This window comes from Streptomyces sp. NRRL WC-3742, assembly GCF_000720635.1.
Classification (GTDB): Bacteria; Actinomycetota; Actinomycetes; order Streptomycetales; family Streptomycetaceae; genus Kitasatospora.
Genome location: NZ_JOCF01000019.1, coordinates 58811 through 84100, shown reverse-complemented (window position 1 = coordinate 84100; position 25290 = coordinate 58811). Strand labels below are relative to the sequence as shown.

General features: G+C 72.9%; 21 protein-coding genes. 14 read left to right on the top strand and 7 right to left on the bottom strand.

The features are described 5' to 3' along the window. Window positions 1–222: 222 nt before the first annotated feature. The 3 genes from IH61_RS0113480 to IH61_RS49945 all read left to right on the top strand — a co-directional run bounded on the left by IH61_RS0113480 (window position 223) and on the right by IH61_RS49945 (window position 3217). Window positions 223–1554, top strand: a complete 1332-nt coding sequence (locus IH61_RS0113480; protein ID WP_031069217.1) for a M20/M25/M40 family metallo-hydrolase — start codon at window positions 223–225, stop codon at window positions 1552–1554. 250 nt (window positions 1555–1804) lie between these two features. Then, window positions 1805–2047 carry a chaplin gene (locus tag IH61_RS0113475; protein ID WP_031069215.1) on the top strand — a complete coding sequence of 81 codons (243 nt, stop codon included), beginning with the start codon at window positions 1805–1807 and terminating at the stop codon, window positions 2045–2047. Between the two features lie 318 nt (window positions 2048–2365). Further along, entirely contained in the window at window positions 2366–3217 is an 852-nt protein-coding gene (locus tag IH61_RS49945; RefSeq protein WP_031069213.1) for a chaplin, read from the top strand. 97 nt (window positions 3218–3314) lie between these two features. Here IH61_RS49945 and IH61_RS40845 read toward each other — a convergent pair whose 3' ends face one another. Continuing rightward, complete coding sequence (locus IH61_RS40845) at window positions 3315–3521, bottom strand: DUF5703 family protein (protein ID WP_267884009.1); 207 nt, start codon at window positions 3519–3521, stop codon at window positions 3315–3317. Between the two features lie 334 nt (window positions 3522–3855). Here IH61_RS40845 and IH61_RS0113460 point away from each other — a divergent pair, with 334 nt between their 5' ends. Next, on the top strand, window positions 3856–4455 hold the full coding sequence (locus tag IH61_RS0113460) for a hypothetical protein (RefSeq protein WP_031069211.1): 600 nt from the start codon (window positions 3856–3858) through the stop codon (window positions 4453–4455). A 120-nt stretch (window positions 4456–4575) separates the two neighbouring features. Here IH61_RS0113460 and IH61_RS0113455 read toward each other — a convergent pair whose 3' ends face one another. Next, the gene (locus IH61_RS0113455; protein WP_037972548.1) at window positions 4576–6717 is read right to left on the bottom strand and encodes a helix-hairpin-helix domain-containing protein; all 2142 of its coding nucleotides are present in this window, start codon (window positions 6715–6717) and stop codon (window positions 4576–4578) included. A 47-nt stretch (window positions 6718–6764) separates the two neighbouring features. Then, on the bottom strand, window positions 6765–7745 hold the full coding sequence (locus IH61_RS0113450) for an aldo/keto reductase (protein WP_031069206.1): 981 nt from the start codon (window positions 7743–7745) through the stop codon (window positions 6765–6767). A 241-nt stretch (window positions 7746–7986) separates the two neighbouring features. Between IH61_RS0113450 and IH61_RS0113445 the strand changes: the two genes are divergently transcribed. From IH61_RS0113445 to mshC, 7 genes are all read left to right on the top strand, one after another. Next, window positions 7987–9033, top strand: a complete 1047-nt coding sequence (locus tag IH61_RS0113445; protein ID WP_031069204.1) for an LLM class F420-dependent oxidoreductase — start codon at window positions 7987–7989, stop codon at window positions 9031–9033. A gap of 66 nt (window positions 9034–9099) precedes the next feature. After that, a complete protein-coding gene (locus IH61_RS0113440) occupies window positions 9100–9792 on the top strand; it encodes a histidine phosphatase family protein (protein ID WP_031069203.1) in 693 nt (230 codons plus the stop codon). A gap of 198 nt (window positions 9793–9990) precedes the next feature. Continuing rightward, window positions 9991–10557, top strand: coding sequence for a DUF3090 domain-containing protein (locus tag IH61_RS0113435; protein WP_031069200.1), 567 nt, complete (start codon window positions 9991–9993; stop codon window positions 10555–10557). 44 nt (window positions 10558–10601) lie between these two features. Continuing rightward, entirely contained in the window at window positions 10602–11399 is a 798-nt protein-coding gene (locus IH61_RS0113430; RefSeq protein ID WP_031069198.1) for an SCO1664 family protein, read from the top strand. A gap of 61 nt (window positions 11400–11460) precedes the next feature. Next, window positions 11461–12390, top strand: a complete 930-nt coding sequence (locus IH61_RS0113425; protein ID WP_234327168.1) for a helix-turn-helix transcriptional regulator — start codon at window positions 11461–11463, stop codon at window positions 12388–12390. Between the two features lie 123 nt (window positions 12391–12513). After that, window positions 12514–13374, top strand: coding sequence for a carbohydrate-binding protein (locus IH61_RS0113420; RefSeq protein ID WP_031069196.1), 861 nt, complete (start codon window positions 12514–12516; stop codon window positions 13372–13374). 195 nt (window positions 13375–13569) lie between these two features. Further along, window positions 13570–14799, top strand: a complete 1230-nt coding sequence (gene mshC, locus IH61_RS0113415) for a cysteine--1-D-myo-inosityl 2-amino-2-deoxy-alpha-D-glucopyranoside ligase (RefSeq protein ID WP_031069195.1) — start codon at window positions 13570–13572, stop codon at window positions 14797–14799. Window positions 14800–14863: 64 nt separating this feature from the next. Here mshC and IH61_RS0113410 read toward each other — a convergent pair whose 3' ends face one another. Both IH61_RS0113410 and IH61_RS0113405 read right to left on the bottom strand, forming a co-directional pair. Next, window positions 14864–15811, bottom strand: a complete 948-nt coding sequence (locus IH61_RS0113410) for a PAC2 family protein (protein ID WP_051836972.1) — start codon at window positions 15809–15811, stop codon at window positions 14864–14866. Between the two features lie 260 nt (window positions 15812–16071). Next, entirely contained in the window at window positions 16072–17166 is a 1095-nt protein-coding gene (locus IH61_RS0113405; RefSeq protein ID WP_234327167.1) for a glycoside hydrolase family 18 protein, read from the bottom strand. Between the two features lie 143 nt (window positions 17167–17309). Here IH61_RS0113405 and metH point away from each other — a divergent pair, with 143 nt between their 5' ends. From metH to IH61_RS0113390, 3 genes are all read left to right on the top strand, one after another. Next, complete coding sequence (gene metH, locus IH61_RS0113400) at window positions 17310–20822, top strand: methionine synthase (protein WP_031069190.1); 3513 nt, start codon at window positions 17310–17312, stop codon at window positions 20820–20822. Window positions 20823–20961: 139 nt separating this feature from the next. After that, window positions 20962–21666, top strand: coding sequence for an HAD family hydrolase (locus tag IH61_RS0113395; RefSeq protein WP_031069187.1), 705 nt, complete (start codon window positions 20962–20964; stop codon window positions 21664–21666). Window positions 21667–21902: 236 nt separating this feature from the next. Then, window positions 21903–23516: an ABC transporter substrate-binding protein gene (locus IH61_RS0113390; RefSeq protein ID WP_031069185.1), complete on the top strand. Its 1614-nt coding sequence runs from the start codon at window positions 21903–21905 to the stop codon at window positions 23514–23516. A 65-nt stretch (window positions 23517–23581) separates the two neighbouring features. Here IH61_RS0113390 and IH61_RS0113385 read toward each other — a convergent pair whose 3' ends face one another. Both IH61_RS0113385 and IH61_RS0113380 read right to left on the bottom strand, forming a co-directional pair. Next, window positions 23582–24253: a response regulator gene (locus tag IH61_RS0113385; protein ID WP_031069183.1), complete on the bottom strand. Its 672-nt coding sequence runs from the start codon at window positions 24251–24253 to the stop codon at window positions 23582–23584. Further along, the gene (locus tag IH61_RS0113380) at window positions 24250–25170 is read right to left on the bottom strand and encodes a RecB family exonuclease (protein WP_051836977.1); all 921 of its coding nucleotides are present in this window, start codon (window positions 25168–25170) and stop codon (window positions 24250–24252) included. The genes IH61_RS0113385 and IH61_RS0113380 overlap by 4 nt, the downstream gene beginning before the upstream one ends. Window positions 25171–25290 lie beyond the last annotated feature (120 nt).

Sequence of the window (25290 nt, the reverse complement as noted above, 5' to 3'; positions counted from 1 at the left end):
AGCAAAGATCGGCTTGAGCTCCCAAAACGGTTCCGCGAACACCCGGTGACCGGCCTCCGGGACTGTGGCGGCGGTGTGACCAGCGGGTTTCGGCCAGGTCGGAGGGGGTGGAACCGGGGCGGGGGCTGGGGGAGGATGGGCGGACGTGCTCGTACGGCCCGGGTGCAGATCCTGGGGGTGGCGCACTGGTGCGTCGGTGCGGGCCCAAGACGAGGAGTGACCGTGAGCGAGCGGAGCGAGTCGGCGGGGCCGAAGGTGACGGCGGAGTCCGAGGTCGCCGAGATCTGTCGCGACCTGATCCGGATCGACACCAGCAACTACGGCGACGGCTCCGGCCCGGGCGAGCGCAAGGCCGCCGAGTACGTGGCGGAGCAGCTCGCGGAGTTCGGCATCGAGCCGCAGATCTTCGAGTCGGCCAAGGGCCGGGCCTCGACCGTGGTCCGGATCGAGGGCGAGGACCGCTCCCGCCCGGGCCTGCTCATCCACGGCCACACCGACGTGGTGCCGGCCAACGCGGCGGACTGGACGTACGACCCCTTCGGCGGCGAGATCGCCGACGGCTGCGTCTGGGGCCGCGGCGCGGTCGACATGAAGGACATGGACGCGATGACCCTCGCGGTCGTCCGCGACCGGCTGCGCACCGGCCGCAAGCCCCCGCGCGACCTGGTGCTCGCCTTCCTCGCGGACGAGGAGGCCGGCGGCACCTACGGCGCCCGCTTCCTGGTGGACAAGCACCCGGAGCTGTTCGAGGGCGTGACCGAGGGCATCGGCGAGGTCGGCGGCTTCTCCTTCACCGTCAACGACCAGGCCCGGTTCTACCTGGTGGAGACGGCCGAGAAGGGCATGCACTGGATGCGCCTGACGGTCGAGGGCCGCGCCGGGCACGGCTCGATGGCCAACGACGACAACGCGATCACCGAGCTGTGCGAGGCCGTCGCCCGCCTGGGCCGCCACAAGTTCCCGCTGCGGATCACCCCCAGCGTGCGGGCCTTCCTGGACGAGCTGTCGGACGTGCTCGGCTACCGGCTGGACCCGGAGGACATGGACGAGGTGGTCCGCGTCCTCGGCGGCATCGCCAAGATGATCGGCACCACCTTCCGCAACACCGCCCAGCCGACCATGCTCGGCGCGGGCTACAAGGTGAACGTGATCCCCGGTCAGGCCACCGCCCACGTGGACGGGCGCTTCCTGCCCGGCTACGAGGAGGAGTTCCTCGCCGAGCTGGACAGCGTGCTGGGCCCGCGCGTGAAGCGCGAGAGCCTGCACACGGACAAGGCGATCGAGACGGACTTCGACGGCGCGCTGGTCGAGGCGATGCAGACCGCGCTGCGCGCGGAGGACCCGATCGCCCGCGCGGTGCCGTACTGCCTGTCGGGCGGGACGGACGCCAAGTCCTTCCAGGACCTCGGCATCCGCTGCTTCGGCTTCGCGCCGCTGCAGCTGCCGCCGGAGATGGACTTCGCGGGGATGTTCCACGGCGTGGACGAGCGGGTGCCGGTGGACGGGCTCAAGTTCGGCGTCCGGGTGCTTGACCGCTTCATCGACGCCTGCTGATCAGGTGACCGGGTCGGCCCGCTCCCGGAGCTCCGGGAGCGGGCCGTTCGCATTGTCGGAGCGCATGATTGTGGGACGGGCGAAAAGAGATCAACAGAAACGATTCCCCTTGGAATTCGGCGCCGGTCATCCGTGCGAACGATCACCGTTGAGAGTGAACGGCACAGATGTTCCGTACCCCGTTCGCCGCAGCGTCGTTCATCCCTGTGCAGCCCGCCGAACGGGTTGCGTTGTCCATACAGGAGGAATGATGAAGGTCAAGAAGATCGCCGCCGTTGCCGCCGCCACCGGTGGTCTCGTGCTCGCCGCCGCCGGCGTGGCGTCCGCTCACGGCGGCGCCGGTGCCGAGGGTGTCGCGGCCGGTTCCCCGGGCGTCGTGTCCGGCAACCAGGTCCAGATCCCGGTCCACATCCCGGTGAACCTGTGCGGCAACACCGTCAGCGTGATCGGCGTGCTGAACCCGGCGTTCGGCAACCACTGCGCCAACTTCTGAGTAGACCTCCGGGCCGTCGAGGCCCGTTGAGGACTCACTCGAGCCCCCGGGCGGCGGACGCGCCGCACCGGGGGCGTTCGCATGTCCGGGGTACCGCCGGGGTCGTCCCTCGATCGGGTGAAGACTCTTCATTCGGCTCAACCTCACTGTTGGCCTGTCGTTAACTCCTGTGCAGTCGAAGACCTTGGGTGATTTCCGGATATACGGAAATTCCGACTTTCCGACAGGTCATGTCAACCGATTGGGCACCGGCGCATCCACGCGCGGGAAAGGCCCGCGGCAAGGTCACCACGTCGTCTCGAAACGTCAGGGGAAAAAATGAGGAATGTAGCCAAGAAGGGCATCCTCACGGCCGTGGCCACCGGCAGTGTGTTGGCCTCGACCGCCGGCTACGCCTACGCGGGTGCTGAGGCTCAGGGAACGGCGGCCGGCTCGCCGGGCGTCGCCTCCGGGAACTCGGTCCAGGTGCCGGTCGAGGTGCCGGTCAACGCCTGCGGCAACACCGTCGACGTGATCGGCGCACTCAACCCGGCCTTCGCCAACCGCTGCGCCAACGCGAGCGGCGCCCGCCACGCGGCCCCGCAGCAGGGCCAGGGCGGCCAGAGCGGCCAGGGAGGTACGGGCACCGCGGGATCGAGCACCGGCGGCAACCGGGGCACCACCGCCGGATCCTCCGCCTCCGGCACCGCGGCCGGTTCGCCCGGCGTGCTCTCCGGCAACAGCGTCCAGGCCCCGGTGCACATCCCGGTCAACGTCTGCGGCAACTCCGCGGACGCGGCCGGCGCCGCCAACCCGGCCTTCGGCAACTCCTGCGGCAACGTCGCGCAGCCCGCGCCCGCTCCGAAGCCGAGCGACGACTGCCCCGACGACCACCACACCCCGCCGCCCGGCGGCGACACCACCCCGGGCAGCGGGCGCAACGGCGGCCCGTCCGAAGGCGCCACCCCCGCCGCGCCCTCCACCCCCGCCGCCCCGGGCACCGCGGCCACCGGCGCGAGCACCCAGGCCGTCCCGGCCTCCGCCCGCACCACCGCCGCCCAGGCCACCGCACCCGGCAGCCAGCTGGCCTCCACCGGCGCCGGCGACGTGGAACTGCTCGGCGCCGCCGGGCTCGCCCTGCTGCTGGGCGGCGGCGTGCTCTACCGCCGCTCCCGCGCCGGCGCCCGCTGAGCCCGGGCGCGGAAGCGCCGAAGAAGCGAAACACCCGAGGCCGCCCGTTCTACGGGCGGCCTCGGGTGCGTGAAGGATCGATGCGAAGCCCAGGCCGTCACCAGCTGCGGACCTGCCGGATGATCCTGCGCCTGAGCCGGACCGTCCGACTGCCGTCCGGGAAAAGCCGCAGCCGGTCGAGCTCCCAGTGCCCGTACTCGGCGTGCTCGGTCAGCAGTTGGCGTGCCGCGTTGCGCGTGGTGCCGCGCGGCATCCGCAGGGACTGGTACTCGTACTCCGGCTGCCGGACCGGCTTCGCTGGGATCAAGACGCTCCTCCTGGGGATCGGCTGCACGCAACCTTACGGCGTGCCCCGGACAGTCGGCCCGGGTATTTCCGGCCGTCCTCCCGCCATCGGGAGGGCGTGGTTCCGGGCCCTGGTCTGACAGTGCATCAGTTCTGTTGCCTCCGTGGAGGGGATACCCCGATCCCGGCGCGCGTAGCCGCACCCGGACGGCCCCGCACGCGCCCCCCGCGCCCGCGGGGCGCGGGGACAGAACGGCGCGGATCGGACATCAGGGGGGAAGTTGCGGTGAAATCCAGGGCGTAGGTGACAACCGCTGTGCGTGCCGACGCCGAGGGGAGATAGCGTCTGCACCATGTCTGATGCCGCGCAGCCCACCATTGCCGAGGTACGCGCCGCCGCCGAGGCGGTCAAGGCCGCCATCGACCGTCATCTGGAAGCGGTGTCAAGCCCCAGCGCAGCGGACGATCCCGCTGTGTCCGCCGCCTACGAGCAGCTCGCGACGGCGGCCATCGCCTACGACCAAATCCTCTACGAGGTCTACGACGAGGTCACCCCCTTCGAGATCCCGGGGGACGAGGGGCCGGGTGGCTACCACGGTCCCGAACAGCCCGAGGCGATCAGCGTGCTGATCCGCCGCGACTACCACGTGGCCGACCCCGCGCGGCTGCGCGCCCAGGCGGAGCGGCTCGACGACTCGCTCACCCCGGGCGGCGTCGGCGGGGTCAACGCCGCGATCGGTGTGCTGTTCGGCGAGTACGAGCCGGACGAGATCGCCGCCCGCAGCGAGGAGTTCGGCCTCGAGGAGGCGGACTCCACGCTCTGGGTCGCGGCGGCCGAGCCGACCGATCCGGGGGAGTGGCTGCCGGAGCCCTTCGAGCACGCCGATCCGCGGCTGCTGATCTGCCGGTTCGACGTCAGCGAGGTCTACGACGACGAGGACCCTGACGACTGAACCACTGAGCCCCGCCTGGCGAGAGGCGGAACGGCACGGGCGGGCCCACACGACAGTGGGCCCGCCCGTTGCCGTTCGTACGGCTCGCAGTCCGTACGGCTCGTCGTCCGTACGGAGGCTCTACTCCGTCTCGGCCGCGTTCTCGGCGAGGATCGCCCGCAGGCGGGTGGTGCGCTGCTGCGCCGGGCGCTCGGCGACGGCCTGGGCGAGCGCCGGGCCCGCCGCGTGCACGACCGACAGGTGCCGCTCGCCCCGGCCGAAGGCCGTGTACACCCACTGCCGGGTGAGCGCCGGCCCGGCGTCCTCGGGCAGTACGACCACCGCGCCCGGCCAGCGGCGGCCGAGCGCCTGGTGGACCGTCAGCGCCCAGCCGTGCCGCAGCCGGCCGACCTCGGCGGGCGGGACGGTGCGGCGGGAGCCGTCCGCGTACTCGAGGTGCAGGCCCGTCGCGTCACCGTCCAGCACCCGGGCGGGGCGGACGAGGCCGGGCGCGGGGGAGTCGACCACGCGGTCGCCGGGGTCGAAGCCGCCGAAGCGGCCGGGGCCCGGGTTGAGGCGGGCCTTGGCGGCGGCGTTGAGCGCCCGGGTGCCGCCCGTCCCGCCGTGGCCGGGGGTGATCAGCACCACCTGCTCGGCGGGGATGCCGAGGGCGCGCGGGATGGAGTCGGTGAGCAGCTGGATCGCGCGGTGGACGGCCTCGCCGCCGTCCTTGGCGGTCAGGATGACCACCTCCTTGTCCGGCGCCTCGACGGGCTGCAGCTCGCCGATGCCGACGCCGGAGACCAGTTCGCCGATCGGGCCGAAGTCCGGGGTGCGGGAGGCGACGGTGGGGCAGACCTTGGCGGCGAGCAGGTCGGCGAAGAACCGGCCGGGGCCGGGGGACCAGAGCTGGCCCGGGTCCCCGCTGAGGACGAGCCGGGTGCCGTCGGCGAGCGACTCCAGGACGGTGGCGGCCAGTTCGACGTCCAGCAGCGGCGCGTCCAGGACGACCAGGAGGTCCAGCGCCAGGGTGCCGTCCGGGGCGCGGCCGGGGCCGGCGGTGCCGGAGAGCAGCTCGGCGAGGGTGAGGACGGGGGCGAGGGCGGAGGTGTCCGGCCCGGCGAGGGCGGCGAAGGAGTCGCGGCCCTGGTCCGTCCAGGTGGCGGCGCAGGCGCGCAGGCCGAGGCCCGCGGCGGCGGCGAGCAGGGCGGCCGGTTCGGCGCGGGCGGCCTCGCCGCCGGTGTGCAGCACCAGGGCGGCGTCGGCGACGGCCCGGACCAGTGCCTTGGCGGAGGGGGAGGGCGCGGCCTCGGCGGCGGCCTCCCAGGCGGCGGGGCCGGGGGCGGCGGGGGTGTCCGACGAGGCGTCCTCGGCCGAGGACTCGCCCGTGTCCTCGCCCGTGTCCTCGCCCGCGTCCTCGTTACGGCCGTCGCCCGGGACGAAGGTGGCCATCAGCTGGAGCAGCTTCTCGGCGAGGCTGTCCTCCGCCATCGCCAGCCCCTCCAGCGCGAGCAGGGTCCGGGTCGGCACCTCCTCCTCGTCGTCGCTCTGCGCGCTGCGCCCTTCGGCGCCGGGCAGCACCTCCTGGAAGGGCAGCACCTGCCCGTCCTCCATGGCGGCCCCGATCGCCGCGGCCGGGTCGGGCACGCGGTGACGGCCGAGTTCGGCCGTCACCTGGTCGAGCTCCAGGGCCGAGTCCCCGCGCAGGGACGCCTGGGTCAGCACCCACAGCACCAGGGCGTGGGCGCGGCGGGGGTCCTCGGGCCGGGCCTCGGCGCCGAGCAGGCCCCGGGCGAAGCCGTCCGCGTGCTCCGGGCGGACGCCGGGCAGACCGAGCACCGCCCACGGGTCCTCGCGCAGCAGCTCGGCGGCGTCGCCGCCGAGGGCGGCCACGGCGGGCGCCGCGAGGTCGGCGGGGGCGCCGCCGGCGGCCAGCACCTCGGCGACGGCCCGGAGCGTGCCGGCGTCCACCGGGGCGGGCGCGGCGGCCCGGGCCGGTGCCGGTGCGGGCGCCGGTGCGGCCGGCCGGGGCGCGGCCGGTGCGGGCGCCGGGGCCGGCACCTGGGGTTCGACGGCCCCGCCTGCCTCCCCGGCGGTCCCGGCTTCCTCGGCAGCCTCGGCAGCCTCCTCGGTCTCCGGGTCGGCCGCCGGGTCCGGGAGGACGACCGGCGGGGGTGAGCCCGCCTTCTTGAACGGAGCCATCTCCCGGATCTGCGCCGCCAACTGCGCGACCGTCGCCGCCTTCTCGGCGTCCCCCGGAGCGCCGCCGCCCGTCTCACTCATCGTCGTCCGCTCCACAGGGTCACTCCACGTGCTCGTCAAGAAAGGACCTAGAGCTCGCTCCAGCCCTGGTCCGGGTAGCGGTGCACCGGGGACGAGATGTCGTCCAGCGCGCCGCGGATCTCATCCGGAAGCGTAAGCGCCTCCACCGACAGCGCCGCCTGCAGCTGTGTCACCGTACGGGCCCCGACCAGGGTGCTCGCCACGCCGGGGCGGTCGCGGACCCAGGCGAGGGCGACGGCCAGGGGGCTGCTCGCCAGCCCGTCGGCGGCGGTGGCGACGGCGTCGACGATCCGCCGCGAGCGCTCCCCGAGGTAGGGCTGGACGAATCCGGAGAGGTAGGGGGAGGCGCCGCGCGAGTCCTGGGGCACGCCGTGGCGGTACTTGCCGGTCAGCACCCCGCGCCCGAGCGGCGAGCCGGCCAGCAGACCGACCCCGGCGTCCAGGGCGGCGGGCAGCGCCTCGCGTTCGATGCCGCGCTGAACCAGCGAGTACTCCAGCTGCGCCCCAGCCAGCGGCACCCGCCCGTGGTGGGCGCGCTGCCAGGTGGCGGCCCTGGCGAGCTGCCAGCCGCTGAAGTCGCAGACACCGACGTATCGGGCGCGGCCGGAGGAGACGGCGATGTCGAGGGCGCTGAGGGTCTCCTCGACGGGGGTGGCCGGGTCGAAGGAGTGGACCTGCCACAGGTCGACGTAGTCGGTGCCGAGGCGGCGAAGCGAGGCGTCGAGGGCGGCGAGCAGGTGGCCGCGCGAGCCGTTGAAGCGGCGGGCGGCCTCGGGGACGCTGCCGGCCTTGGTGGCGATGACGAGTTCGGAGCGGGGGATGAGGCTGTCGGTGAGGCGGGAGATCAGGTACTCGGCGTCACCGTCGGCGTACACGTCGGCGGTGTCGACGAGGTTGCCGCCGGCGTCCACGAACTCCTTGAGCTGCTCGGCGGCCTGGTGCTCGTCGGTGTCGCGGCCCCAGGTCATGGTTCCGAGGCCGAGCCGGGAGACCTGCAGGCCCGTGCGGCCGAGGTGACGCTGTTCCAACGGACGGACCTCCACTGGCCGGTGGCGCCGGGGAGCCCCCGGGTAGCCCTGTAAACGCGCAGGTGAGGAGTGCGCTCCCCACGTCGGCTGAGCGTAGCGGCCGGTGCCCGGGCAGGTGCGCCGACCCGCAGGGCGAGCACCGCGCCCCCTGTGACCCACGCCACCACTACTCGTCGGTAGCATCGCCGCCGCGGGCGGGGCTACGCTCGCGGCAACCCCTACCCACTGGAAGGTGCGGCAGATGCGACTCGGTATCAACCTCGGCTACTGGGGACTCGGCATGGACGCCGACAACATCGCCGTGGCCCAGGAGGCGGACCGCCTCGGCTACGCGGTCTGCTGGGCGGCGGAGGCGTACGGCTCGGACGCCGCGACGGTGCTCAGCTTCGTCGCCGCGAAGACCGAGCGGATCGACGTCGGCTCGGCCATCTTCCAGATCCCCGCCCGCACCCCGGCCATGACCGCGATGACGGCCGCGACCCTGGACACCCTCTCCGGCGGCCGCTTCCGCCTGGGCCTGGGCGTCTCCGGCCCGCAGGTCTCCGAGGGCTGGTACGGCGTGCGCTTCGACAAGCCGCTGGCCCGCACCCGCGAGTACGTGGAGATCATCCGCAAGGCGATGTCCCGCGAGCGCCTGGTGCACGAGGGCGCCAACTGGACGCTGCCGCTGCCGGGCGGCCCCGGCAAGCCGATCAAGCTGACGGTGCACCCGGTGCGCGAGCACATCCCGCTGTACATCGCCGCGATCGGCCCCAAGAACCTGGAGCTGACCGGCGAGATCGCCGACGGCTGGCTCGGCATCTTCTTCTCGCCCGAGCACGCCTCCCTCTCCCTCGACGCCCTGACCGCCGGCCGCGCCAAGGCGGGCAGGACGCTGGAGGGCTTCGACCTCTGCCCGACCGTGAACATCGCCGTCGGCGAGGACGTCGAGGCGGCCGTCGACGGGCTGCGCTCCTACGCGGCGCTGTACATCGGCGGCATGGGCAGCAAGGAGAAGAACTTCTACAACCAGCTCACCCGCCGCATGGGCTACGAGCAGGCCGCCGACGAGATCCAGGAGAAGTACCTGGCCAAGGACTACGCGGGCGCCGCGGCCGCCGTCCCGCACGACCTGATCGACGCCACCTCCCTGATCGGCGACACCGCCCGCATCGCCGACCGCATGCAGGCGTACGCGGACGCGGGCGTCACCACCCTGACCCTCGCCCCGTCCGGCTTCACCCTGGAGGAACGCGTCCGGGCGCTGCGCACGGGCGTCGAGGCGCTGGAGCGCGCGGGCCTCGCGTAGGCACCGGGCAGGCACCGCGTAGGCATCGCCTAGGCAGCGGGGGGCTCCGCCCGTAGGCTGAGCCCCATGCCCACCTTGCTGCTCGTCCGTCACGGCCGTTCGACCGCCAACACCGCCGGGGTCCTGGCCGGTTGGACGCCCGGGGTGGACCTGGACGACACCGGGCGGGCCCAGGCTTCGGCGCTGGCCGGGCGGCTGGCCGGCATCCCGCTGGTGCGGGCCGTGAGCAGCCCGCTGGAGCGCTGCCGGCAGACCCTGGACCCGCTGGTGGCGGCCCGGCCCGAGCTGGGCCGGCCCGCCGCGGACGAGCGGCTGGGGGAGTGCCACTACGGCGAGTGGACGGGCCGTTCGCTGGCCGAACTGGCCAAGGAGCCGCTCTGGCGCACCGTCCAGGACCACGCCTCCGCCGCGGCCTTCCCCGGCGGGGAGTCGCTGCGCGAGCTGAGCCACCGCACGGTGGACGCGGTGCGCGAGTGGAACGCCAGGATCGCCGCCGAGCACGGCGAGGACGCGGTCTGGATCGCCTGCTCGCACGGGGACGTGATCAAGGCCGTGATCGCGGACGCGCTCGGACTGCACCTGGACCACTTCCAGCGGATCAGCGTCGAGCCCTGCTCCGTCACCGCGATCCGCTACACCCCGCAGCGGCCCTTCGTGCTGAGGATGGGCGACACGGGCGACCTCTCCTCCCTGGCCCCCCGGCCGCACGCCGCCCAGGCCACCCCGGCCGGCGACGCCGTGGTCGGTGGCACCTCCTGAGCTGCGCGATGCCAGGTCGGCGCCGGGGTCCGTTCGGGTCCCCGGCGAAGGCCCGGAGGTCGTAGGGTGAGTGACGGGCACTCCCGGCGGTGCGCGCCCCCCACGGGGCCGCCGCGCGGGCGCGCCCGACCCGAGACGTCGCAACGACCCCGGCGGTCCTGAGGACCGCCACGACCGAACACGATCCGGAGCGAGAGCGTGCCCCGTCAGGTCTTCTTCTACGACCAGCCCGAACGGTTCGTGGCCGGTACCGTCGGCCAGCCCGGCGCCCGGGCGTTCTACCTCCAGGCCAGCGCCCGGGGGAGGATCACCAGCGTGCTGCTGGAGAAGACACAGGTGGCCGCGCTCGCCGAGCGGATCGAGGAGGTCCTCGACGAGGCCCTGAGGCGCAGCGGCGGCGACACCTCCATCCCGGCCACCGCGCCGAACGACCTGCTCGACACCGCCCCGCTCGACCTGCCGCTGGAGCAGGAGTTCCGCGTCGGCACCATGGCCCTGGCCTGGGACAGCGCCGAGAGCTGCCTCGTGGTCGAGGCACAGGCGCTGGTCGAGGAGGAGGAAGAGGACGAGACCGAGGCGGTCTTCCAGGACGACGACAGCGGCCCGGACATGCTGCGGGTGCGGCTGTCCGGCGCGATGGCCCGGGTGTTCGCCAAGCGCGCGCTGGACCTGGTCGCGGCCGGGCGCAAGCCCTGCCCGTTCTGCAACCTGCCGCTGGACCCGGAGGGCCACCTGTGCCCGCGCGCGAACGGCTACCGGCGCTGAACACCGACACCCCGCCGCAGGCGGACCCGTCGGCGGCCGCCGCCCTGGCCGCCGACGTGCCCACCGCCCTGGCCCTGCTGCGCCAGGGCGAGCTGACCGTCCACGGCCGGCTGACCGAGGCGTCCAACGCGGCGCTGTACTGCACCGTCGCGCACGGCTCGCTCAGCGCGCAGGCCGTCTACAAGCCGGTGGCCGGCGAGCGCCCGCTGTGGGACTTCCCGCACGGCACCCTGGCCGGGCGCGAGGTCGCCTCGTACGAGCTGTCCGCGGCGACGGGCTGGGCGCTGATCCCGCCGACCGTCCTGCGCGGGGGCCCGCACGGCCCGGGCATGGTGCAGCTGTGGGTGGAGCCCGACCCGGAGGCCGATCCGCTGCTCGACCTCCAGGACCCGCGCGGCCCCGAGGAGGGCTGGCTGCCGATCGTGCGGGCCGAGGTGGAGGGCGGGCGCACCGCGCTGCTGGTGCACCACGACGACGGGCGGTTGCGCCGGCTCGCCGTGCTGGACGCGGTGCTCAACAACGCCGACCGCAAGGGCGGGCACCTGATCCCCGCCGCGGACGGCCGGGTGTACGGCATCGATCACGGCGTCACCTTCAACACCGAGGGCAAGTTGCGCACCCTGCTGTGGGGTTGGGCGGGCGACCCGCTGCCCGAGGAGGCGCTGGAGGTGCTGGCCCGCCTGGCCGCGGACCTGGACGGGGAGCTGGCCGGGCGCCTCGCCCCGCACCTGACGGCCGAGGAACTGGACGCCACCCGCGCCCGGGTGGCCGCCCTGCGGGAGTCGGGCCGCCACCCGCTGCCCTCCCGCGACTGGCCCGCGATCCCCTGGCCGCCCGTCTGAGTCCTGACGGCTGGGCCCAGATGGTCTGGACCTGTTCCCGGATCGGTCGCACACTGCTCCGATGGACGTGCGACGGACCACCCCCACACCCCGTGCCGCGCCGGACCTGCCGATGCACCGGCTCCAGGTCCCGCTGCCCCATCTGCTCCCCTTCGCCATCGGCAGTTTCGACGCGATAGGCCCGCTCTCGCGCGCGGGCTTCCCCCACCGCCACACCTTCTACGAGATCGTCCACGTCACCGGCGGCCGCGGCGCCCACGTGCTGGACCTCGTCCACCGGGCGTTGGCGCCACCGCAGTTGTGCGTCATCACGCCCGGGCAGGTGCACTACTGGTCGGAGTCGGACGAACTCGCGGGCCGGGTCGTGCTGTTCAACGAGGACTTCCTGCTCGGCAACCCGCAGGACCTCGCCGCGCTGCGCGCGCTGGCCGCCCGCCCGGCGGTCGGACTCGGTGAACACACCGGGGCGGTGGGCGCGTTGCTCGCCGACATGGAGCACGAGTACCGCACGAGGGCGCCCGGCTACCAAGGGGTGCTGCGGGCGAGCCTGCACATCCTGATCGTCCGGGCGCTGCGCGCCTTCGCCCCGGACGAGCCGCCGGCGGTGGCCGGCCGCCCGGCCGAACTGGCCGCCGCCTTCACGCGGTTGATCGCCGGGCCGGGCGGGGTGCGGCACTCGGTGGCCTCCACGGCGCAGGAACTCGGGGTCTCCCCGGGCCACCTGCAGAGCCTGGTGAAGCAGGCCACCGGCCGAACCCCGGGCGGGCTGATCCGCCGGCAGCAGACACTGGAGGCCAAACGGCTGCTGGCCTGCACGGATCTGACGATCCGCCAGGTCGCCCGGGAGTCCGGCTTCGCCGACCCGGCGTACTTCTGCCGGTTCTTCCGCCGGGAGACCGGGATGACGCCGGGTGAATTCCGTTCGCGGGTCGACGGAAATCACCACGATCCCCGGATCATGTCCATCGCGGCCACGGCGGAGGGCCCGTAGTTTCACTACTGGCCACCGGCGGTCCTTCCAACGCGCGGGACGGGCGGTCGGTCCGGCCCTTGTCATGCCCCCACCATGGCAAGGGCCGCCCCCACCCCCAACCCATCCAGGAATGGAGGCGGCATGCCCCCGTCCGAAGACGGCATGATCAGCCGCAAGACCGTCCTCAAGGCCGCCGCCGTGCTCGGTGCCGCCCCGATGCTGATCGGCGGCGGAGTGGCGCTGGCCCGCGACTCGGCGGGCAGCGGCGCGGCCCCCGGCCTCACGCCGCAGTGCCACGACCACGACGACCCGACGATCGACCAGACCGAGGGTCCGTACTTCAAGCCGAACTCGCCGCTGCGCAGCTCCATGGCCAACGACGGCCCCGGCACCCCGCTCTCCGTCAGCGGCTACGTGTTCGGCAGCGCCTGCCGGGGCATCTCCGGCGTGCTGCTGGACTTCTGGCAGGCCGACGACAACGGGGACTACGACAACAGCGGGTACACCTTCCGCGGTCACCAGTTCACCGACGCCAACGGCGCGTTCCGGCTGGACACCATCGTCCCCGGCCTCTACCCGGGCCGGACCAGGCACATCCACGTCAAGGTCCAGGCCCCCGGCCGCCCGATCCTCACCACCCAGCTCTACTTCCCGGGCGAGCCGCGCAACAACACCGACACCATCTACGACGCGCGGTTGCTGATGACGGTCCGGCAGAACGGCCCGGGCCGGGACGCCAGCTTCGACTTCGTCCTCAACGTGCCGCAGACCCCGGGCACCCCCAGCCCGACCGCGACGCCCACGGGCACCCCGACGGGCACCCCCACCGGGACGCCCACGAGCACGCCCACCCAGCCGAGCGGCAGCTGGACCGCCGGCCGGTCGTACAACGCGGGCGACCGCGTCACCTACAACGGCGCCTCCTACGTCTGCCTCCAGGGGCACACGGCCATGGTGGGCTGGGAGCCGCCGAACGTACCGGCCCTCTGGCAGCGGGTGTAGCGGCTCCGTCCGCTGCTCGGGTCAGCCGGGCGCCCGGTCGGCGGCAGGGCCGACCGGGCGCTCAACCATGTGTCCAGGCGTGCGGGGAACGCGCTTTACCAGTCGGAAAGCGGTCAGGCAACGAAAGGAAGCGAATCCAGTCGATCCTCGTTACTGGTTAGGCTTTCAAATGTTCGCAAGGTTAAAGTCGTTCCCATGCATGCCTGGCCCGCCTCCGAGGTTCCCGCCCTGCCTGGTCAGGGGCTCCCCCTCCACATCTTCGACACCGCAGCGGGCAAGGTCCGTGAGGTGGTGCCGCAGGACGGCACCGCCCGGATCTACGTCTGCGGCATCACGCCCTACGACGCGACCCACATGGGCCACGCCGCCACCTACAACGCGTTCGACCTGGTGCAGCGCGTCTGGAAGGACGCCGGCCACGACGTCCTGTACATCCAGAACGTCACCGACGTCGACGACCCGCTGCTCCAGCGCGCGGTCGAGACCGGCCAGGACTGGGTGGCCCTCGCCGAGCGCGAGACGGCCCTGTTCCGCGAGGACATGACCGCCCTGCGGCTGCTCCCGCCGGCGCACTACGTCGGCGCTGTCGAGTCGATCCCGTGGATCGTGCCGATCGTCCAGAAGCTGCTGGCCTCCGGCGCCGCCTACAAGGTCGACGGGGACATCTACTTCTCCGTCGACTCCGACCCGCACTTCGGCGCCGTCTCCGGCCTCACCCGCGAGGCCATGCGCCCGGTCTTCGCCGAGCGCGGCGGCGACCCGGACCGCCCCGGCAAGCGCGACCCGCTGGACGCGCTGCTCTGGATGGCCGCCCGCCCCGGTGAGCCCGCCTGGGACACCGAGCTCGGCCACGGCCGCCCCGGCTGGCACATCGAGTGCGTGGCCATCGCGCTGCAGTACCTGGGCATGGGCTTCGACCTCCAGGGCGGCGGCAGCGACCTGTCCTTCCCGCACCACGAGATGGGCGCCTCGCACGCCCAGGTCGCCACCGCCGGCCACCCGTACGCCAAGGCGTACGTGCACGCCGGCATGGTGGGCCTGGACGGCAAGAAGATGTCCAAGTCCCGCGGCAACCTGGTCTTCGTCTCCGCCCTGCGCCGCGAGGGCGTCGACCCGGCGGCGATCCGCCTGGCCCTGCTCTCGCACCACTACCGCGAGGACTGGGAGTGGACCAAGGACGTCCTGGACGAGGCCGTCGAGCGCCTCGCCCGCTGGCGCGCCGCGGTCTCCCGCCCGGACGGCCCGGCCGCCGAGCAGCTGCTCGGCGAGGTCCGTACGGCGCTGGCGAACGACCTGGACGCGCCCGCCGCGCTGGCCGCCGTCGACCGCTGGGCGGCCCTGCAGGACGGCACGGGCGGCACCGACACCGGCGCCCCCGGCCTGGTCAGCCGCACCGTGGACGCCCTGCTGGGCGTCGCGCTCTGACGTCGTACGCCGAAGGGGCGCCGGGACCTCGGTCCCGGCGCCCCTTCGGCGTTCCCGCGTGCGGTTACTCGTCCTCGTCCTGGCTCTCCCGGGCCGTGCCCGGGGCCTCCGGCTCGGCCGGCCGCTCCGCGGTGGCGTGCCCGGACACCGGCTTCTCGCCGGTCGGCCCGACGTTCTCCCGTCGCCGCAGGTAGCGCTCGAACTCCCGGGCGATGGCGTCCCCGGACGCCTCCGGGAGCTCCGCCGTGTCCTGCGCCTCCTCCAGCTGCTGGACGTACTCGGCCACCTCGCTGTCCTCGGCGGCCAGCTGGTCCACCCCGAGCTGCCAGGCCCGGGCGTCCTCGGCCAGCTCGCCCGGCGGGATGCGCAGGTCCAGCAGGTCCTCCAACTTGTTGACCAGCGCCAGCGTCGCCTTCGGGTTCGGCGGCTGCGAGACGTAGTGCGGCACGGCCGCCCAGAGCGTCACCGCCGGCACCCCGGCGTGGGTGCAGGCTTCCTGGAGCACGCCGACGATGCCGGTCGGGCCCTCGTAGCGGCTCTCCTCCAGGTCCAGCCGGCGGGCCAGCTCCGGGTCGGAGGTGACCCCGCTGACCGGCACCGGACGGCTGTGCGGGGTGTCACCGAGCAGCGCGCCCAGGATCACCACCAGCTCGATGCCCAGCTCGTGGGCGAAGCCCAGCAGCTCGTTGCAGAACGAGCGCCACCGCATGCTCGGCTCGATGCCGCGCACCAGCACCAGGTCGCGCGTGGTCGGCTCGGTCACCCGGATCACCGAGAGTCTGGTGGTGGGCCAGGTGATCCTGCGGATGCCGCCGTCCAGCCAGATCGTCGGCCGGTTGACCTGGAAGTCGTAGTAGTCCTCCGCGTCCAGCGCGGCGATCACCTTGCCGCCCCAGGTCTCGTCCAGATGCGCCAGCGCCGTGGAGGCGGCGTCGCCGGCGTCGTTCCAGCCCTCGAAGGCGCAGACCATCACCGGGTCGATCAACTCGGGAACATCTTCCAGCTCGATCACCCAGCGTCTCCCTCCGGTCGGCTGCCTGCCGCGGGCGCCCCGGCCGGGGCGCCGATCGGCCGGTCGCCGACGGTCGAACCTCTCGTCGCCCGTGGAACTCCTCGCTCCACGGTCCCTACCTGCCCAGCCTACGGGCTTTGATGCGCCCCGGGTCCGTCTCCGAGCGGCCGGGCACCGGGACAGTGTGGAGCAGCCGCCGGACTTGATCCACCGGATATCGACGCGGTACGACCTGACGAACCGTCAGGTCGCGAGGGGTCTCAGGAGACGTCCACCCAGCCGCGCCGGTAGGCGGCCCAGTGCTCGGGCGTCGCGGCGAAGTCCACGTACAGGGCGACGCCGAACCGCCGGCGGGAGAGGTCCTCGCGGCCCAGGCCCAGGCGGACGCCGCGCAGGGCCGCGCGCACCGTCTCGGCGTCGCCGTCGTGGCCGGGCTCGTCGGCCCAGAAGAACGGCAGGCCCATCAGCAGGTCGACCCCGGGCGGGGTGGCGGCCAGCGCCATCTCGGTCTGCTGGGCCACGTACCCGCCGTACAGGGGCTCGGTGGGCATGGAGGTGTCGTAGCTCATCACCGCGATCTGGTCCACGCGGCGGGCGGTCTCGGTGAAGTACCCCGCGTCCCACCACTTGCCGTGGTCGGTCAGCGCGATCGCGGCGGTGTGCAGGCCCGGGACCGGGTCGATCTGCGGGACCGCGACGGAGAGCACCGCGCCGCGCGCCGCCGTCACCGGGCGGACGGCGTCCAGCAGGGAGAGCCAGCCGGCCGTGCCGGGGCGGATGGGCTCCATGTCGAAGTGCACCCCGTCGAAGCCCTGGTCGAGCACCTGGCGGGCGGAGGCGGTGATCCGCTCCCGGGTGGGGGCGTCGTCGAGGTCCAGGGCGTCCTTCTCCGGCTTGACCTCGTCGCCCAGCCAGCCCTGCAGGCGCACGCCCGGCAGGGCCCGGTGCGCGGCCTCGGTGAACCAGCGGGCCCGGGGGTGGACGGAGGCCGGAAGGGAGCCGTCGTGCTCCAGCGGGCCGGTGTGCACGTACAGGTCCCGTACGCCGGTGCCCGCCAGTTGGCGGACCAGCGCCTGGACGTCCGCGTCCGTCTTGCGTCCGTCCACCCAGGCGTGGCCCAGCCACACCGCGTCCTGTCCGCGGGTGCGGGCCTCGGGGGAGGGTTCACCCGTGTAGTGCAGTCGGAACATGGTCAGCACGGAGCCGAGGACGGCGAGCGGAACGGCGGCCACCAGGGCCAGGACCAGCAGCGTCCGGCGCAGGCGGGACCAGCGCCGCCACCGCTCGCGCAGGGCCCTGAACGGGGCCGCCACGGCCCGTCCGACACGTGTGAGGACGGTCCTGACAGAGGCCATGCGGTCGCTCCCCCTTCGCGATCGAACGTTCAGGATACGGAATGGGTCGACAGGCCGAGCCGGGAGCCCGATACCCTGGCCTGGTGCGCGTCCGAGCAAGCGGGCGCGCAAAGCCGACAGCCGTCGCACCAGGGAGACGCCCCATGGCCACTGCAGCCGATCCGTCCATCACTCCGCAGAGCCGCGCCGACGCGCTGCGTGAAGCACTCGCCGCCCGCGTGGTGGTGGCCGACGGAGCGATGGGCACCATGCTCCAGGCGCAGGACCCGACGCTGGAGGACTTCCAGAACCTCGAGGGCTGCAACGAGGTCCTCAACGTCACCCGGCCCGACATCGTCCGCTCCGTCCACGACGCCTACTTCGCGGTGGGCGTGGACTGCGTGGAGACCAACACCTTCGGCGCGAACTTCTCCGCGCTGGGCGAGTACGAGATCGCCGAGCGCATCTTCGAGCTCTCCGAGGCCGGCGCCCGGATCGCCCGCGAGGCGGCCGACGCCCGCACCGCCGAGGACGGCCGCGTCCGCTGGGTGCTCGGCTCGATCGGCCCCGGCACCAAGCTGCCCACCCTGGGCCACGCCCCGTACGAGACCCTGCGCGAGGGCTTCCGGCTGAACGCGGCCGGGCTGATCGCCGGCGGGGCGGACGCCCTGCTGGTGGAGACCAGCCAGGACCTGCTCCAGACCAAGGCCGCGGTCCTCGGCTGCAAGCGCGCCCTGGCCGAGGCGGGCCTGGACCTGCCGATCCTGGCCCAGGTGACCGTGGAGACCACCGGCACCATGCTGCTCGGCTCCGAGATCGGCGCGGCGCTGACCGCCCTGGAGCCGCTGGGCATCGACTACATCGGGATGAACTGCGCCACGGGACCCGCCGAGATGAGCGAGCACCTGCGCTACCTGGCCAAGAACGCGAGGATCGGCCTGTCCTGCATGCCGAACGCGGGCCTGCCGGTGCTCGGCAAGGACGGCGCCCACTACCCGCTGACCCCGGCCGAGCTGGCCGACGCCCACGACGTGTTCACCCGCGAGTACGGGCTCTCGCTGGTCGGCGGCTGCTGCGGCACCACCCCCGAGCACCTGCGCCAGGTCGTCGAGCGCGTCCAGGGCCGCCCGGTCGCCCCGCGCGACCCGCAGCCCGAGCCGTCCGCCGCCTCGCTCTACCAGGCCGTGCCGTTCCGCCAGGACACCTCGTACCTGGCGATCGGCGAGCGCACCAACGCCAACGGCTCGAAGAAGTTCCGCGAGTCGATGCTCGCCGGGGACTGGCAGGCGTGCGTGGAGATCGCCCGCGACCAGATCCGCGACGGCTCCCACCTGCTGGACCTGTGCGTGGACTACGTGGGCCGCGACGGCGTCGCCGACATGAAGGAGATCGCAGGCCGCCTGGCCACCGCCTCCACCCTGCCGATCGTGCTGGACTCCACCGAGCCCGACGTGCTGCGCGCGGGCCTGGAGGCCATCGGCGGCCGCGCGGTGCTCAACTCCGTCAACTACGAGGACGGCAACGCCCCGGACTCGCGCTTCGGGAGGATCGCCTCGCTGGCCCGCGAGCACGGCGCCGGCCTGATCGCCCTCACCATCGACGAGGAGGGCCAGGCCCGCACCGCCGCCCACAAGGTGGAGATCGCCGAGCGCCTGATCGCCGAGCTGACCGCCGACTACGGCATCGACGAGGGCTCGATCCTGGTCGACTGCCTCACCTTCACCCTGGCCACCGGCCAGGAGGAGTCTCGCCGGGACGGCATCGAGACCATCGAGGCCATCCGCGAGCTCAAGCGCCGCCGCCCCGGGGTGCAGACCACCCTGGGCCTGTCGAACATCTCCTTCGGCCTCAACCCGGCCGCCCGCGTGGTGCTCAACTCCGTCTTCCTGCACGAGTGCGTGGAGGCCGGACTGGACTCGGCGATCGTGCACGCCTCCAAGATCCTGCCGATCTCCCGGATCCCCGAGGACCAGCGCGAGGCCGCCCTCGACCTGGTCTACGACCGCCGCCGCGAGGGCTACGACCCGCTGCAGCGCCTGCTGGAGCTGTTCGAGGGCGTCTCCAGCGCCTCCGTCAAGGCGTCCAAGGCCGAGGAGCTGGCCGCGCTCCCGCTGGACGAGCGGCTGCAGCGCCGCATCATCGACGGGGAGCGCAACGGCCTGGAGGCCGACCTGGACGAGGCGCTGACGGTGCGCCCGGCGCTGGAGATCATCAACGACACCCTGCTGTCGGGCATGAAGGTGGTCGGCGAGCTGTTCGGCTCCGGCCAGATGCAGCTGCCGTTCGTGCTCCAGTCCGCCGAGGTGATGAAGACGGCGGTGGCCCACCTGGAGCCGTACATGGAGAAGTCCGACAGCGAGGGCAAGGGCACCATCGTGCTGGCCACCGTCAAGGGCGACGTCCACGACATCGGCAAGAACCTGGTGGACATCATCCTGTCCAACAACGGCTACAACGTGGTCAACCTGGGCATCAAGCAGCCCGTCTCGGCGATCCTCGACGCCGCCCAGGAGCACAGGGCGGACGTCATCGGCATGTCCGGACTGCTGGTCAAGTCCACCGTGATCATGAAGGAGAACCTGGAGGAGCTGAACCAGCGCAAGCTGGCCGCCAGCTACCCGGTGATCCTCGGCGGCGCCGCCCTGACCCGCGCCTACGTCGAGCAGGACCTGCACGAGATCTACGAGGGCGAGGTCCGCTACGCCCGCGACGCCTTCGAGGGCCTGCGGCTGATGGACGCGCTGATCGCCGTCAAGCGCGGCGTGCCCGGCGCGGCCCTGCCGGAGCTCAAGCAGCGCCGCCACGCCCGCGCCCAGGTGGAGGAGCCGGAGCCCGAGGTCAACCTCGGCCAGATCCGCTCCGACGTCGTGGTGGACAACCGGGTGCCGACCCCGCCGTTCTGGGGCGACCGCATCGTCAAGGGCATCCCGTTCGCCGACTACGCCTCCTGGCTGGACGAGGACGCGCTGTTCAAGGGGCAGTGGGGGCTCAAGGCCGCCCGCGCCGGTGACGGTCCCTCGTACGAGGAGCTGGTGGAGACCGAGGGCCGGCCGCGGCTGCGCGCCTGGCTGGACCGGCTGCAGACCGAGGGCTGGCTGGAGGCCGCCGTGGTCTACGGCTACTACCCGGCCAACTCCAAGGGCGACGACCTGATCGTCTTCCACGAGGACGGCACCGAGCGCACCCGCTTCACCTTCCCCCGCCAGCGGCGCGGGCGCCGACTCTGCCTGGCGGACTTCTTCCGCCCGGAGGAGTCCGGCCAGCGGGACGTGGTGGGCCTTCAGGTCGTCACCATGGGCAACCGGATCTCGGAGGCGGCCAACGAACTGTTCGCGGAGAACTCCTACCGCGACTACCTGGAGCTGCACGGCCTCTCCGTCCAGCTGGCCGAGGCGCTGGCCGAGTTCTGGCACGCCCGGGTCCGCTACGAGCTGGGCTTCTCCGGCGAGGACCCGCAGGACGTGAAGGACATGTTCGCGCTCAAGTACCGCGGCGCCCGGTTCTCGCTCGGCTACGGGGCCTGTCCCGAGCTGGAGGACCGCTCCAAGATCGCCGAGCTGCTGCGGCCCGAGCGGATCGGCGTGGTGCTCTCCGAGGAGTTCCAGCTGCACCCGGAGCAGTCCACGGACGCGATCGTGATCCACCACCCCGAGGCGAAGTACTTCAACGCCCGGTAATCCCATCGCCCCGCCGCGTTCGCTCTTTCCGGAGGGTGCGGGCGTATTCTGGATGATCCTGAACGGGCCGGTCCGCTCACCAGCGGGCCGGCCTGTGCCATCCCCGGGCGCGCCCGGGTCCGGACGGAAGGAAGCCGCCATGACCTCCACCACCACCGCCACGCGCGTGCTCGACCACGGGGACGCCCGGGGGCTCCAGGCGGTGCTGCTGGACATGGACGGCACGCTGGTGGACACCGAGGACTTCTGGTGGCAGGCCGAGGTCACGCTCTTCGCCGAGCTGGGCCACCAGCTGGACGAGGCGGACCGCGCCCACGTGGTCGGCGGCCCGATGACGCGGGTGATGGACTACCTGGTCGGCCGCACCGGCGTGGACATCGCCCCGGCCGACCTCGGGGTGATGGTCAACGAGCGCTTCGTGGAACTGCTCGCCGGCGGGGTGCCGCTGATGCCGGGCGCCGAGCGGCTGCTCAACACCCTGGACGCGCACGGGATCCCGGCCGCCCTGGTGTCGGCCTCGCACCGGCACGTGATCGACATCGTGCTGCGCTCGCTGGGCGCCGAGCACTTCGCCTTCACCATCGGCGGCGACGAGGTGGCGCGCACCAAGCCGTTCCCGGACCCGTACCTGGAGGCGGCCCGCCGCCTGGGCGCCGAGCCGGGCCGCTGCGTGGTGGTCGAGGACACCCCGACCGGGGTACGGGCGGGCGAGGCGGCGGGCTGCCCGGTGATCGCGGTGCCGTCGGTGGCGCCGATCGAGCCGGCCCCTGGGCGCCTGGTGGTCTCCTCGCTGGAGCAGGTGGACCTGGACCTGCTGCGCTCGGTGGTCGCCGCCCGGGTGTGAATGTTTGAGTGTGATTGTCATCTCATCGCGGGCGCCCCTACCGGCTGGTAAGGGGATTTGTTCGTACCGCCTTCGAGGTTCGCCCCGGGGAGAAATCGGGCAATGCCTGACAACTCGTCGGGTATCGCCGACTGCCCCCAACTCCCGTATCCCAAACGTCATCTTCACGGGTACCGGTCGAATGTGTTCGATATGGCACGCTACTCGGGTTCGTACCCCAGCCCAAGGACGCGCCCGTGAGAACTCCCGCTGAACGCCTGGCAGCACTCGGTTGTGCCGGCCTGGTCGCCGTGACGCTGACCGGCTGCGGGTCGGTGACCGACGCCGTCAAGGGCGGCGACGGCAAGGCGATCACCATGGGGACGACCCAGCTCACCGGCGTGCTGGACCCGGCCGCCGCGTACGACTCCGCGTCCTGGATGCTGCTGCGCAACACCTTCCAGTCGCTGCTGGCCTTCCCCGCCGCCTCCAGCGCGCCCTCCCCGGACGCCGCGCAGTCCTGCGAGTTCTCCGGCGCCGACGCCATGCAGTACCACTGCACCCTGCGCCCCGGCCTCAAGTTCTCCAACGGCCACCCGCTGACCGCCCAGGACGTGGTGTTCTCCGTCGAGCGCACCCGGAAGATCAACGACCCCAACGGCCCGGGCTCGCTGCTCTCCTCCATCAAGACGGTCGAGGCCAAGGGCGACAACGAGGTGCTCTTCCACCTTGGCGCCCCCGACGCCACCCTCCCGGCCAAGCTCGCCGGCCCGGCCGGCGCCATCGTCGACCACCAGGCGTACCCGGCGGACAAGCTCGTCGCCAACGACAAGCTGGTCGGCTCCGGCCCGTACCGCTTCGACTCGGTCGAGATGGTCAAGGCCGGCAAGGGCGACGGGCAGCGGCTCGGCAAGGTCGTGCTGGTGACCAACGACAAGTACAGCGGCGAGGCCAAGCCGCGCAACAGCAAGTTCACCGTGCGGTACTTCGACCAGCCGGCCGACCTCAAGACCGCGCTGGACAAGGGCGAGGTCGACCTCACCGACAACAGCCTGGAGCCGAACACCGCCGCCCAGATGCACTCCGACCAGCAGTCCGGCGCCTCGGACGTGCAGGTCGTCGAGGGCGACAGCAACGACACCCGCTCGCTGGTCTTCAACACCAAGGACTCCGTCGGCGGCAACGTCGCCGTCCGCCAGGCCGCCGCCCAGCTGCTCGACCGCAAGGCGCTCGCCCGCGACGTCTTCGCCCGGACCGTCCAGCCGCTGTACGCGCTCGTCCCGGCCGGCGTCAACGGCCACACCACCGCCTACTTCGACCGCTACGGCGACCAGGACACCGCCAAGGCGAAGAAGATCCTCACCGACGCCAAGGTCCAGCTGCCGGTCAAGCTCAACCTCACCTGGTCGCGCTCGCGGGCCGGCAACGCCGAACCGGAGACGCTCAAGAAGCAGCTCGAGGTCGGCGGCCTGTTCCAGGTGACCGTCCAGCAGGAGCCCGACTGGGACGCCTACAAGAAGGGCTGGTCCGAGGGCAAGTACCAGGCGTACATCATCGGTTGGTTCGCCGACTACCCGGACCCGGACAACTACATCGCCCCGCTGATCGTCCAGGGCGGCGCCTACCACCACGGCTGGGACGACCCGCGGATCAGCGGCAAGCTGGTGCCGGACGGCCTCAAGCAGGCCGACCGCAGCGCCGCCGCCGCCGGCTACGCGCAGATCCAGCAGATCGTCGCGGAGAACGCGCCGCTCATCCCGCTGTACCAGAACAAGGCGTTCTTCGCCGCGCGCTCGTACATCACCGGCGTCGAGTCCACCGTCGACACCACCGGCGTGTTCCGCTTCTGGGACATCGGCCGCAGCAACTAGGCGCACGAGGAAGGCCCGCTCCGGACGCCGGAGCGGGCCTTCCTCGTGCGTGTCCTACAGGTGTCCTACAGGGCGCCGGGGCGCACCAGCCCGCTCTCGTAGGCGTACACCGCGGCCTGCACCCGGTCGCGCAGCTGGAGCTTGGTCAGCACGTGGCCGACGTGTGTCTTGACCGTCGTCTCGCTGACGAACAGCTCGGCGGCGATCTCCGCGTTCGACAGCCCGCGGGCCACCAGCTTCAGCACCTCCAGCTCCCGGTCGGTCAGCGCGCCCAGGGCCTGCGGCGGCGCCTCCTCGCCCGAGGGCAGCTTGGTGGCGTACATGTCCAGCAGCCGGCGGGTGATGCTCGGCGCCAGCATGGCCGCGCCGTCCGCGACCACCCGGATGGCCTGCACCAGCTCCTCGGCCGGGACGTCCTTGAGGAGGAAGCCGCTCGCGCCCGCGCGCAGCGCCTCCACCACGTACTCGTCCAGGTCGAAGGTGGTCAGCACCAGCACCTTGGCCGGGCCGTCGCGCCCGGGGCCGGCGATCCTGCGGGTCGCCTCGACGCCGTCCATCCGCGGCATCCGGATGTCCATCAGCACCACGTCGGGCTGCAGCGCCCGCACCTGGTCCAGCGCCTGCTGTCCGTCGCCGGCCTCACCGACCACCACCAGGTCGGTCTCGGCCTCCAGGATCATCCGGAAACCCGTGCGCAGCAGCGGCTGGTCGTCGACCAGCAGCACTCGGATCGTCACTCGGACTCCTTGCTCCTCAGATCCCCCGTGGGATCGTCCTCTTCAGACGTACGTGCTCGTGCTGCCACGGGAAGGGGGTACGGCGGCGGGGTGCCCCCGAACTCCGGGCAACTGGCCTGATGATCGCACCAGTCGCAGAGCCGGTTGCGGGTGGCCGGGAAATCCCCGGTGGCCACGGCGTGGCCGATCCGCTCCCACAGCGCCAGCAGCTTGCGCTCCACCGCCAGCAGGTCCGCCTCGTCCGGGTCGTAGCTCACCACGTCCCCGCCCCCGCCGAGGTAGACCAGTTGCAGCCGCCGGGGGATCACGCCCTTCCAGCGCCACACCACCAGCGCGTAGAACTTCATCTGGAACATCGCCTTGCCCTCGAAGTCCCGCGAGGGCGCCCGGCCGGTCTTGTAGTCCACCAGCCGGACCTCGCCGGTCGGGGCGACGTCCACCCGGTCGATGTACCCGCGCAGCAGCAGGCCCGACTCCAGCGCCGTCTCCACGTACAGCTCGCGCTCCACCGGGTGCAGCCGCGTCGGGTCCTCCAGGCGGAACCACTGGCCGACCAGCTTCTCGGCGTCCGCCAGCCAGCGGGTCAGCGCCGCGCCGTCCGGATCCTCCGGGAACAATCCGGCCAGCTCCGGCCGTTCCCCGAGCAGCCGCTCCCACTGCGGGCGCAGCAGCCCGAGCGCCCGCTCGGGCGTGCGCTCTGTCGCGGGGGAGTCGAACAGCCGCTCCAGCACCGCGTGCACCAGGGTGCCCCTGGTCGCCGCCGCGCTCGGCGGCTCCGGAAGCCGGTCGATCACCCGCAGCCGGTACAGCAGGGGACAGGTCAGGAAGTCCCCCGCCCGGGACGGGGACAGGCCGGTCGGCGCCGCCGCCGGGCGGGCCGCGGCCACGGCCGGTGTGGTGGTGTCGGTCTGCTGCATGCCCACGACCCTATTGCCCTTCGCTGTCATCCCGCTGCCACGGCTCTGCCAGGGCACCCCCCGCGATGGGTATGAAGGGATCGTGGGGCCCGCGCCGCGGCAGGCCCGCGATCACGTAGC